This is a genomic window from Mesorhizobium sp. B2-8-9 (genome assembly GCF_006439475.1).
Classification (GTDB): domain Bacteria; phylum Pseudomonadota; class Alphaproteobacteria; order Rhizobiales; family Rhizobiaceae; genus Mesorhizobium.
On record NZ_VFTQ01000001.1, the window covers coordinates 75,042 to 86,224 of the forward strand.

The following is an 11,183-nucleotide window of genomic DNA, read 5'->3' on the forward strand; positions in this document are numbered from 1 at the left end:
CCTAAAGGAACTTGATGCTTGCGTGGGTGCCGGACAGCATTTCTGGCGTACGCCTTCCGGTGTCGACCGGATCGCATGTCCAGTGCGGCTAAAGTTCACCGGTGACCTGCGAAAGCCATATCGCGCCGGCTCGACGCGACAAGCTCCCCGTCATTAGGCGCTTACCTCAGGAAAACAGGAACGGACAGAGGTCTTTCCATGCGCTCTGAAGTGCAGTGGAGGTTGTGTTGGGAAAACGAGTTGCAACTGCATGAGCATGTCGAGCTGTCAGACTTCTTGCACAAAACCTATGGAGGGACTGGCACCTTCTCCGCAATGCGATTCGAAGGCGGCCGCAGTTGGTTCGGCGCGAGGCCAGAGTTCCGCGCAATTGGTAGGGACACGCACGGTGTAGCGGCACATCTCGGTCTACTGCGCCGGTTCATCAAAGTTGGCGAAATCGACGTGCTGGTGGCCGAACTCGGATTGTACGGGGTGCGTAGGGATCTTGAGGGCCTCGGCATCAGCTTGTCCCTGCGCAGTCTGTATCCGGCGCTGCAGCAGATGGGCGTTCCATTCGCTTTCGGCCAGGTTCGGCACGAAATGCGAAATCACATCCAGAGGCTCTGCAAGGTGGGGCTTGGGAAGATTGTGCCGGACGTTCGCATCCGCTCGACCCTGGCAGACATGCATCCCGACCTGCCGCCCACGCGCTTGGAGGACGATCTCCTCTTTGTCTCGCCGATTGGGCGGTCGATTGACGAGTGGCCGTCCGGCACCTTCATCGAGCGGAACGGTCCGGAGCTATGAAACATCTGGACCGCATATGTGAAATGTCCAGTCACTGCGCAGACGGCACCCAAGAGCGCAGCGTCTATCTCACGTTTGACGACGGTCCCGATCCCGTTTGGACACCGGAGGTCCTCGACGTGCTGGCGCAACACCGGACACCGGCGACATTCTTCCTGATCGGTGACGCGGCTGTAGACCGGCCGGAGCTTGTCCGGCGAATTATTGCGGATGGGCATGAAGTGGCCAATCACACGATGACTCATCGCGACCTGTCCAGATGCGAACCCGGCGAAGTTGAACGTGAAATAGTTGAGGCGAACAGCGCCATCAGGATGGCGTGCCCCCAAGCTGCGCTGCGGTACTTTCGTGCGCCCTATGGGAGCTGGACCGAAGAAGCTCTCAAAGTCTCGGCGAGCACTGGATTGGCACCCCTGCATTGGTCAGTCGATCCGCGAGACTGGTCTCGCCCCGGCGCGGACTTGATTGTCGATGCAGTTCTCGCCGGGGTCCGCCCGGGCGCGATTGTGCTCCTTCACGACGGGTGTGACTGCTCTCGAAGGAATCCACGCGACCAGACCGTTATGGCGCTGTCCCGCCTGATCCCAGCGCTGCACGACCGCGGATTCACAGTCCGACCCCTTCCTCAACATCATTGAACAAACGAGATCCTATGGACCCGCTTACCACAGCCAGTACCGTCGCCGTTTCGTGTTACGCGCTGCTCTCGACCGTTTATAAAGGCATGCAAGCGGTTTATGCGCAGCCGGGACACGTTGCCTCAAGCTCGGACGACTTGCTCGCCTTCGACCTTTGGCCGAGCGTGGATGTCATTATCCCCTGCTACAACGAGGAGCCGCGCACACTTTCGGCCTGTCTGGCTTCGGTTGCAAACCAGGAATACGCCGGAAAGCTGCACGTCTATGTGGTTGATGACGGTTCTGGAAATCGCAACGCCCTCATGCCGGTGCATCACGCCTACGTAGACGACCCCAGATTCACCTTTATTCAGCTCCCCCACAACGTCGGCAAACGTAAAGCACAGATCGCCGCGATCCGTGGTTCGTCTGGAGATTTCGTGCTCAGCGTCGACTCTGACACGACTCTCGAGCCCGACGTGATCGCGAAACTTACCGCAAGGATGCGGGATCCAGCGATCGGCGCCGCCATGGGCCAGCTGACGGCATCCAACCGGAGCGACACTTGGTTGACCCGGTTAATTGACATGGAGTACTGGCTCGCTTGCAACGAGGAACGGGCAGCGCAGGCCCGCTTTGGTGCGGTCATGTGCTGTTGCGGCCCCTGTGCAATGTACCGCCGCTCTTGTCTGATGTCGCTGCTGGATCAATACGAAACTCAGCTGTTTAGGGGCAAACCTAGCGACTTCGGCGAGGACCGCCATCTTACCATCCTGATGCTGAAAGCAGGCTTTCGGACCGAGTACGTTCCGGACGCCATCGCGGCGACAGTCGTTCCGGACAAGATGGGACCCTATCTGCGCCAACAACTACGCTGGGCACGAAGCACTTTCCGCGACACGCTGCTGGCACTGCGCCTGTTGCCGGGCCTCGATCGCTACCTCACGTTGGACGTGATTGGACAGAATCTCGGTCCATTGTTGCTCGCGGTCGCTGTACTCGCCGGGCTCGCAGAGCTCGCATTGGCAAATACGGTGCCTTGGCCAACGGCAATCATCATTGCCGGCATGACGATCATTCGATGCACCGTGATAGCTTTGCGTGCACGCCAAGTCCGGTTCTTCGGCTTTTCTCTGCACACGTTCATCAACATCTTTCTCCTACTTCCCTTGAAAGCTTATGCGTTGTGCACCTTGAGCAACAGTGATTGGCTGTCGCGCAAAAATGCCATCCAGCCCCATGGGAGCAAGAAGCCGATCATCGTCGCAAACCCGATCACCAGGGCAAATGGTACAGGCAGTCCGGGAATTGCCGGCTCGAATCGTACTGATCGTTCGCGCGATTCTGCACAGCTGGTTGAGCCTGGCGTTCTTCACAGCTCCGACTGAGCACTTGGGTAGAGAATACGTCGTGAGCTTAGGCATACATCAACGATCAGACCGAGAACCAGCCGAAAGCGACTGTAGCCTTCGACCCTTTTTTGCGCGGCTGCTACAATCGCTTTCTCTCATTCCTCAAGGACCAGCACAGGTACCAGCTGCTCTGGACCAGAACCTCGAAAGTAAGCTGCCGGCCGGCCGATTGGCCTGTTTTCAGCCTGAGATAGACGTATGTCCAATGTAGCAATCGACCTTGACCAGGTAACCAAGTCATTTGGCAGCAAACTCGTTGTGAAAGGGTTGTCCTTCACTGTGGGGACGGGAGAGTGCTTCGGCCTGCTGGGGCCGAACGGTGCAGGCAAGAGCACCATTGCCCGCATGCTCCTCGGCATGACCCGGCCTGACTCCGGTAAGATCACGGTGCTCGGGGTGCCGGTGCCGGCTCGAAGTCGCTTGGCCCGCAAGGGCATAGGTGTCGTTCCGCAGTTCGACAACCTGGACCTGGAATTCACGGTCCGCGAGAACCTGGTGGTGTTCGGGCGATACTTCGGCATGAGCACACGGAAGATTCAAGAGGTCGTTCCATCTCTCCTCGAGTTTGCCCGCCTTGAGAGCAAGGCGGACTCACGTGTCGGCCAGCTGTCAGGCGGCATGAAGCGGCGTCTAACGTTGGCACGCGCGCTGATCAACGACCCACAACTTCTTATAATGGACGAGCCAACTACCGGCCTCGACCCGCACGCCCGCCACCTGATCTGGGAGCGGCTCCGTTTTCTGCTGGCGAGCGGAAAGACAATCATTTTGACCACCCACTTCATGGAAGAGGCTGAGCGGCTATGCGATCGGCTGTGTGTACTGGAGCGGGGACGCAAGATTGCCGAGGGCAGCCCTCATGCGTTGATAGACGAACATATTGGATGCAATGTGATCGAGATCTTTGGCGGCAATCCGCAGGAGCTGACTTCGCTAATCAAGCCGTACGTTCAGCGCATTGAGGTAAGCGGCGAGACACTCTTTTGCTATGCGCCCGATCCAGAGCAGGTGCGTGGCCAGCTTCGCGGGCGCGCAGGTCTGCGGATTCTGGAGCGCCCACCAAGTCTGGAGGACGTCTTCTTGCGGCTAACCGGACGCGAGATGGAGAAGTGAATGATGCGTGAAGATCTTGCGGCGGCACTGCCCGCCAACGCGTGGAACTGGATTGCGGTGTGGCGCCGCAACTATCTGGCGTGGAAGAAGGTCGCATTTGCGTCTCTTCTCGGTACTCTCGCCGATCCTTTAATTTACCTTTTCGGGCTCGGTACTGGTCTTGGCCTAATGGTGGGTCAGGTTGAAGGCGCCTCGTATATTGCCTTCTTGGCAGCCGGGATGGTCGCGACAGGCGCGATGACCGCATCGACCTTCGAAACAATATACGCGGTTTTCAGTCGCATGCGCGACCTGGGCACCTGGGAAGCAATCCTGCATACACAACTCACGCTGGGCGACATCGTTCTCGGTGAATTGGCGTGGGCAGCCACCAAGGCCTTTCTCGCAGGCACGGCAATTACCATTGTTGCTGCTACGCTGGGCTATGCGGCGTGGACGTCCGTGCCCTATGTGCTGCCGGTGGTCGCTCTCACCGGCTTTGCCTTTGCCAGCCTCGCAATGGTCGTCATCGCGCTCGCGCCCAGCTACCACTATTTTATATTCTATCAGACGCTCGTCATCACACCCATGCTGTTCCTGTCTGGTGCGGTCTTTCCAGTCGGCCAACTGCCAGGCGCCTTTCAGCGCGTCGCGGCCTTCTCCCCGCTGGCGAACTCTATCGACCTGATCCGTCCGGTAATGCTCGGCCATTTGGCAGACAACGTCGGGCTGCATATCGGCGCACTTTGTATGTACGCCGTATTGCCGTTTTTCCTCTCTGCTGCGCTGTTTCGTCGACGTCTGATGCGTTGATGCTGCTGCGACCGGCACGAGAGGATTGAGTCCAGTTCAAGACATAGCAGCCGAGCTTGTTGTGCCCTGGTCTGCCCTAAACCCTCGCGACCGCTACTAGCTGGAAACACATAGCAATGACTCACCCCACGCCTACGCCTCAGCCTTTTGTGATCCTTGCGATGCCAAGGACTGGCACACACTATCTCGAGGAATTGCTAAACGAGCATCCGACGGTACTAAGCAACGGTGAGCTGCTCAATGAGTATGATGCCAATTGGCCCGGGAAGGATCGCCTGCTACGCACCGATCGTGAGCTCCTCGAACAAGCCTACTTGCGCTATCCCACGCCAGACTACAAGAAAGTGACGCATGTCGGCTGCAAGATCAATGAACCCCAATTTCGCGAACGCCCAGCTTTTTTTGCCGAACTGACTCGTTGGCCAGCCCTCAAAGTCATTCTCGTAACTCGAAATATATTAGAATCGCTACGGTCCTTTGCACAGGCAAGACAAAGCGGGCAATGGCTGAAATTCAGTTCGGACGCCGCTCGGCCACCGCGCGTCCGATTGTCAATCGCTGACTGTGAGGCTTACTTCAAAGCCGCGGACGATTTCCACGCGCGCATTGAGCACTCCTTCACGTCGAGCCAGCTGCTCGTAGTGGAATACGAGAGCCTCCTTCACGAGCCCGCTGCTTGCTTAGGAAAGGTTTGGGATTTCCTGGGCGCGCCGACCATCGAGCTATCTGATCCAGCCAACCTTCAGCGCCAGGAAACGCGAGCGCTAGACCAGACCGTGCAGAATTTTGATGAGTTGCAGCTCCACTTCGCGGATGGACCTTACGCCCGGTTCTTTGAAGCGGGGACTCTCTGACTGGCGCCGTTCTCGGTTCACGGTCGCAGCCTAGCTTCTGTGCCATCTGATCGTGGTCGCTTCCCTGGGTTGGCTTCTCCGGCATCAACGAGGACCGCTTGCCTCATACAGAGGTGAACCCGCGGTGGAAAAATGACGATGCCCAACATCAGGTTTCACAAGCTTGCAGCCATTGTTGTGCTCATTGGTTTCGCGGCGTGGATGGCGACAGGCGAGTTTTCGTCGGTCGGCAGCGTAGCCGCCAACAAAGCCAAGGCAGCCGAAGCCGAACAGGCCAAGGCGCCGGACGCGGCCAAGCCGAAGACGGCTGAAGCCGAGCCGAAGGCACCGCTGCGCACCGTTGCGGTGGTGACGCCGCCACGCAAGACCTATGCACGCGCCATCCGCATTTCCGGGCTGACCGAAGCCGACAAGCGGGCGGTGCTGGCGACGCGCGTCGCCGGTGTCATCGACAAGCTGCCTGTCAAGCAAGGCGATCACGTCAAGACGGGGGATCTGGTGCTGATGCTTGCGGCGGAAGAAAAGATCTCGATGGTCGACAATGCAAAGCAGTTGGTGGTGCAGCGCCAGGCCGAGTTGGACGCAGCCTTGCGGCTGATGAAGACCGGCAATCTGCCGAAGCTGCAGCTCGACACCGCGCGCTCGAACCTGACCTCGGCGCAGTCGCAACTGGAAACGGCACAGGCCGAACTTGACCGCAACGAGGTGAAGGCGCCCTTCGACGGCGTTATCGACCGGGTGCCGGTGGAACTTGGCAGTTCCATCATGCAGGGCGGCGAGGTGGCAACCATCCTCAAGCTCGATCCGGTGATTGCCCGCGGCGAAGTCAGCGAGCGCGATCTCGGCTACCTGAAACTCGGGGACAAGGCCACCATACGGCTGGTCAGCGGCCAGACCGTCGAAGGCACCGTGCGCTACATCAGCCGCGACGCCTCTTCGGCGACCCGCACCTTCCGCGTCGAGGTTGCCGTCCCCAATGCCGACGGCTCCGTGCCGGCCGGCATGACGGCGGAAATCGCACTCAGCGCGCTGCCGACCGATGCGGTGCTGCTGCCGCGCTCGGTGGTGACGCTCGGCGACAAGGGCGACCTCGGCATCCGTGCCGTCGGCAAGGACAACAAGGTTGCGTTCTTCCCCATCGACCTCGTCGACGACACGCCGACCGGCTTGGTGCTTGGCGGCATCCCTGCCGATGCGCGCATCATCGTTGCCGGCCAGGAACTGGTGAAGGAAGGCGATGAGGTCAAGCCGGTCGAAGCCGACCAGGCAACCATCCAGAAACTGCTGGGCGAAGCGACCGCCGGCACGCAGTAGCATGGGGTACGGCGGACAGACCCCGGGCGGGGACACTTGGCTGCGACGCAGCTCGTGAAATTCAAGAACAGGCGTTAGCCATGGATATCGTCAGACTCGCAATCAACAATGCCCGCCTGACCATTTCGGTCCTCGTCTTCCTTCTGCTCGCCGGCTGGGTCGCCTATCAGTCGACGCCGAAGGAAGCCGAGCCCGACGTTCCGATTCCGATGATGTATATCAGCCTGATCTATCAGGGCATTTCGCCGGAGGATTCGGAGCGCCTTCTGCTGCGGCCGATGGAAAGCAAGCTGAAGAGCCTGAAAGGCCTCAAGGAAATGCGCTCGGCCGCCTTCCAGGGCGGCGGCTATGTGCTGGTCGAGTTCCAGCCGCAGACAAATCTGGCGACGGCCTTGCAGGACACGCGCTCCAAGGTCCAGGACGGCAAGGCCGACCTGCCGCAGGCGGCCGAAGAGCCGGTCGTTACCGAAGTCAACATCTCCGAATTCCCCGTCCTCGTCGTCACCCTGTCGGGCGAATTGCCCGAACGCGTGCTAGCCGCCGCGGCGCGCGAGTTGCGCGACCGCATCGAGGAAGTGCCAGGCGTCCTGGAGGGCTCGTTGCAGGGTTCGCGCGACGATCTTGTCGAAGTCGTCATCGATCCGATGAAACTGTCGTCCTACGGGTTGCAACTCGATCAGCTGATCGGCGCTGTCGGTGCCTCCAACAGTCTGGTCGCCGCCGGCAATATCGAAGGCTCGGAAGGCAAATACGCCGTCAAGGTGCCGTCACTGATCGAGACGCCCGAGGACGTGGCGGCCTTGCCCGTGGTCGCCGGCCCCAATGCCGTGGTGCAGGCCAAGGACATCGCGACGATCCGCTCGACCTTCGCCGATGCCACGACGATCACGCGCCTCAATGGCAAGCCGGCCATCGCCATCGAAGTCAAGAAGCGCATCGGCGCCAATCTGATCGACACGCTCGCCAAGGTCAGGGAGGTGTCCGACGCCTACGTCAAGACGATGCCGCAAGGCATGAACGTCACCTACACGCAGGACAAGTCGGTCTTCGTCAACCAGTTGCTCGGCGATCTGCAGAACCACGTCATGATCGCCGTCATCCTGGTGTTCATCGTCATCCTCTACGCGCTGTCGGGTCGTGCCTCGCTGCTGATCGGATTGGCCATCCCCTCATCCTTCCTGATCGGCATCCTGTTGCTGGCGATGATGGGCTACACGATCAACATGATCGTGCTGTTCAGCCTCATCCTGGCTGTCGGCATGCTGGTCGACGATGCCATCATCGTCACCGAGTTCGCCGAGCGACGCATGAGCGAGGGCATGCCGAAGGAGCAAGCGTTCGCGCTTGCCGCCAAGCGCATGGCTGGCCCGGTCATCGCGGCGACGATGACGCGCATTGCCGCCTTCTCACCGCTGTTGTTCTGGCCGGGCATCATCGGCGACTTCATGAAATATATGCCGATCACGCTGATCGTGACGCTCTCGGCCTCGATGCTCTATGCGCTGGTCTTCGCACCGACGCTGGGCGCCATATTCGCCAAGGCGCCCGCCCATCACCCCGACGACAATCGCGACGGCTGGTACATGGCCGTGGTCAAGCAGGCGGTGCATTATCCCATCACCGTGCTTGTCCTCACCGTGGCGCTGTTGTTTGGCGTGGGCTACGCCTATTCGAAATTCGGCGCCGGCGTCGAATTCTTCCCGAATGTCGAGCCTGACTACGGCCTGCTCTATGTCCACGCCCGCGGCAATCTTTCGCTTGCCGAAATGGACGCGGCCACCAAGACGGCGGAAAACCGGCTGCTCGGCTGGCCGGGCGTGAAGTCTGTCTATACCCGTGTCGGCAAGACGCAGGGCGGCGGCCAGGATGTGTCCGAGGACGTCGTCGGCGTCATCCAGTATGAATTCATCGACTGGCGCGAGCGCAAATCGGCCAACGATATCCTGAACGATTTGCGTGGCGTCATGGCCGGCATTCCAGGCGTCGACGTCGAGGTTCGCGTTCCGGAAGCCGGCCCGCAGACGGGCAAGCCGATCCAGATCAGGCTTTCGGCCGTCGACCCCAAGGGGCTCGACGACAAAGCGCGCGCGGTTGCGGCACGCATCGGCAAGGTGCCTGGCGTCATCGACATTTCCGACGGCCTCCCGCCGCCCGGCGTCGACTGGGCGCTCGAGGTCGACCGTGCCAAGGCAGCGCAATATGGCATCAGCCCAACCGCTGTCGGCACAGTGGTGCAACTGGTGACCAACGGGCTGAAGCTTTCGGAATACCGGCCTGCCGGCGCCGACGACGCCGTCGACATCAGGCTGCGTCTGCCGGAAGACCGGCGCACGCTGTCGACGCTCGACGAGCTCAGGGTGCAGACCTCGCAAGGCTCGGTGCCGATCTCGAATTTCGTCGTGCGCAAGCCGGAGCCGACGGTCGGTATCCTCAACCGTATCGACGGCGCGCGCACGGTGGTCGTCCAGGCAAACGTTGCCGCAGGCGCCCAGGTCGCGGCCGTGCAGGCGGAGGTCACCAAGGCCGTCTCCGGGATGGATCTCGGCAGCGGCATACGTTGGAAGCTGGCCGGCTCGAACGAAGACAGCGCCGAGGCCAGCGCCTTCCTTGGCAAGGCCTTCGGGGCGGCGATCTTCCTGATCTTCCTGGTGCTGCTGATGCAGTTCAACAAATTCACCAGCGTCTGGCTGGTGCTGTCCTGCGTGGTCATGGCGACGATCGGCGTGTTCCTCGGACTGCTGATAACAGGCGAGACGTTCGGCATCGTCATGTCGGGCATCGGCGTCATCGCTCTGGCCGGCGTGGTGGTGAACAACAACATCGTGCTGATCGACACCTATGACCGGCTGCGCGAAGAGGGCTGGGACAAGATGGAGGCCGTGCTGCAGACCTGCCGCGAGCGCGCGCGCCCGGTGGTGCTGACGGCGGTATCGGCCATTCTCGGCGTGCTGCCGATCGCCTTTGGCCTTGGGCTGGAAATCTTCCACCACGAGACGACGATCAACGCGCCGTCGACGCAATGGTGGATTTCGCTGTCCTCGGCGATCGTCTTCGGCCTGTCCTTCGCGACGGTGCTGACGCTGGTGGTGACACCCTCGATGCTGATGGTGTTCACCCGCGCCAAGATCAAGCCGGGCGCACGGCGCGGCTTGTTCAGCCGGCTGTACCGGCGCGGCAAGGGTGAGATCTCGTCGGATGCGCAAAAAGCGGATGCCGGTCCGGAACCAGCGATCGCCTTCCCGAAAGCCGCCGAATAGGCACGCTGCATGATTTGAATGGCAAAGGCCGCCCGGAACAACGGGCGGCCTTTTGCTTGTTTGCCCCGCAATACGGTGGGCAGTGCCTGACGCAAATGCTCTTCGACTTGCGTTCAGGTCCTTGGGAAGCGCAGACGCGTAAACTACGACCTCTCGGATAGCGGGCGTCGGACAAGAATTCTGGCGCTCCGATCCGCGATTCAGGATTACTAAAGCCCGAGCTTCCTCTTCAGTTCCGCGTTCTCCTTGCGCAGGCGTTCCGCGAGCAGGCTCTTCAGTCGCTTGTTTTCTTCCTCAAGCGCGACGAGGTCCTTCAGATCGTCACCAACCGGCGCCGGCGGCGTAGCTTTCTTCCATTGATAGTAGGTCTGTTCCGAGATGCCGGCCTGCTTTACGGCGCTCTTGTGGGTGGCGCCGCCACTGATAGACTTTTGTATGAGGGCGAGCATCTCGGCGCGCTCCTTTTCAGAGTAGGTCTTACGTCCGGTCGTCGCTGCTGGTGCTTCCTCCGCCTTAGACGCCGCGCTGGCATTCTTCCGAGCAGCTGGCCTAGGCTCAGCCTTCGCCTTCGGCGACCGTTTGGCCTTCTTCTTTTCAGGCATCTCCACTTTGGCTGCCGGTTGGGTTGTAGTTGTTACTGGTTCAGCGTCCAGGGAATTTGCCATGAGATGCTCCGCTCGCGGTTTGTGCCTGTGTTCAGCATCAAGCGCTACGACGCTTGAGTCAACAAGTCGATGATTTGGCAGATCCATCTCCTCGAGTTCTCTTCTTGTCTCGGCCGTTGCTGCGGTAAGATCGACACCGCTCCAGATGGAACCACTTCGCTTTTGAGAACTGCGCTTCTGTCTTATCTCGACCGTGAATGCCGGGGGCTGCCGCCTCATAGGTAGTTCCTTGTTGAAAACGAATTGCGCTGGAAGTCGCGGCAGGCGACGGGTGAAGGTCCGGCCGATTCTTCTGCAGTCGAGCTATATGCATCCGACCGCCCGAGCAAGACCTGTTGGTGACGTACACCGCGGACCATAACGATTCCTG

Annotated in this window: 9 protein-coding genes; 8 read left to right on the plus strand and 1 reads right to left on the minus strand. The window is 60.4% G+C overall.

Going from position 1 to position 11,183, the window contains the following annotated elements; genetic code table 11:
• Positions 1-198 precede the first annotated feature (198 nt).
• From FJ423_RS00350 to FJ423_RS00385, 8 genes are all read left to right on the plus strand, one after another.
• Positions 199-789 carry a NodA family N-acyltransferase gene (locus FJ423_RS00350; RefSeq protein ID WP_064993560.1) on the plus strand — a complete coding sequence of 197 codons (591 nt, stop codon included), beginning with the start codon at positions 199-201 and terminating at the stop codon, positions 787-789.
• On the plus strand, positions 786-1,427 hold the full coding sequence (nodB, locus tag FJ423_RS00355) for a chitooligosaccharide deacetylase NodB (protein WP_064993561.1): 642 nt from the start codon (positions 786-788) through the stop codon (positions 1,425-1,427). Before FJ423_RS00350 ends, nodB begins: the two co-directional genes overlap by 4 nt.
• A 14-nt stretch (positions 1,428-1,441) precedes the next feature.
• Entirely contained in the window at positions 1,442-2,794 is a 1,353-nt protein-coding gene (gene nodC, locus FJ423_RS00360) for a chitooligosaccharide synthase NodC (protein WP_064993562.1), read from the plus strand.
• Between the two features lie 222 nt (positions 2,795-3,016).
• Complete coding sequence (nodI, locus tag FJ423_RS00365; RefSeq protein ID WP_064993563.1) at positions 3,017-3,931, plus strand: nodulation factor ABC transporter ATP-binding protein NodI; 915 nt, start codon at positions 3,017-3,019, stop codon at positions 3,929-3,931.
• Between the two features lie 3 nt (positions 3,932-3,934).
• Positions 3,935-4,723 (plus strand): ABC transporter permease, encoded by a 789-nt coding sequence (locus FJ423_RS00370; protein ID WP_064993578.1) that lies wholly within the window; start codon positions 3,935-3,937, stop codon positions 4,721-4,723.
• Between the two features lie 116 nt (positions 4,724-4,839).
• A complete protein-coding gene (locus FJ423_RS00375) occupies positions 4,840-5,577 on the plus strand; it encodes a sulfotransferase (protein ID WP_064993564.1) in 738 nt (245 codons plus the stop codon).
• Between the two features lie 138 nt (positions 5,578-5,715).
• The gene (locus tag FJ423_RS00380; protein WP_086081372.1) at positions 5,716-6,891 is read left to right on the plus strand and encodes an efflux RND transporter periplasmic adaptor subunit; all 1,176 of its coding nucleotides are present in this window, start codon (positions 5,716-5,718) and stop codon (positions 6,889-6,891) included.
• A gap of 80 nt (positions 6,892-6,971) precedes the next feature.
• Entirely contained in the window at positions 6,972-10,148 is a 3,177-nt protein-coding gene (locus FJ423_RS00385; RefSeq protein WP_095790674.1) for an efflux RND transporter permease subunit, read from the plus strand.
• A 209-nt stretch (positions 10,149-10,357) separates the two neighbouring features.
• On the opposite strand, the gene FJ423_RS00390 is transcribed toward FJ423_RS00385, so the two are convergent.
• Positions 10,358-11,032, minus strand: a complete 675-nt coding sequence (locus tag FJ423_RS00390) for a transposase (protein ID WP_224655970.1) — start codon at positions 11,030-11,032, stop codon at positions 10,358-10,360.
• Positions 11,033-11,183: the final 151 nt, after the last annotated feature.

Bases quoted from the DNA above. Each gene is read 5' to 3' on its own strand.
- FJ423_RS00350 (WP_064993560.1), top strand. From the start codon at position 199: ATGCGCTCTGAAGTGCAGTGGAGGTTGTGTTGGGAAAACGAGTTGCAA.
- nodB (WP_064993561.1), top strand. From the start codon at position 786: ATGAAACATCTGGACCGCATATGTGAAATGTCCAGTCACTGCGCAGAC.
- nodC (WP_064993562.1), top strand. From the start codon at position 1,442: ATGGACCCGCTTACCACAGCCAGTACCGTCGCCGTTTCGTGTTACGCG.
- nodI (WP_064993563.1), top strand. From the start codon at position 3,017: ATGTCCAATGTAGCAATCGACCTTGACCAGGTAACCAAGTCATTTGGC.
- FJ423_RS00370 (WP_064993578.1), top strand. From the start codon at position 3,935: ATGCGTGAAGATCTTGCGGCGGCACTGCCCGCCAACGCGTGGAACTGG.
- FJ423_RS00375 (WP_064993564.1), top strand. From the start codon at position 4,840: ATGACTCACCCCACGCCTACGCCTCAGCCTTTTGTGATCCTTGCGATG.
- FJ423_RS00380 (WP_086081372.1), top strand. From the start codon at position 5,716: ATGCCCAACATCAGGTTTCACAAGCTTGCAGCCATTGTTGTGCTCATT.
- FJ423_RS00385 (WP_095790674.1), top strand. From the start codon at position 6,972: ATGGATATCGTCAGACTCGCAATCAACAATGCCCGCCTGACCATTTCG.
- FJ423_RS00390 (WP_224655970.1), bottom strand. From the start codon at position 11,032: ATGAGGCGGCAGCCCCCGGCATTCACGGTCGAGATAAGACAGAAGCGC.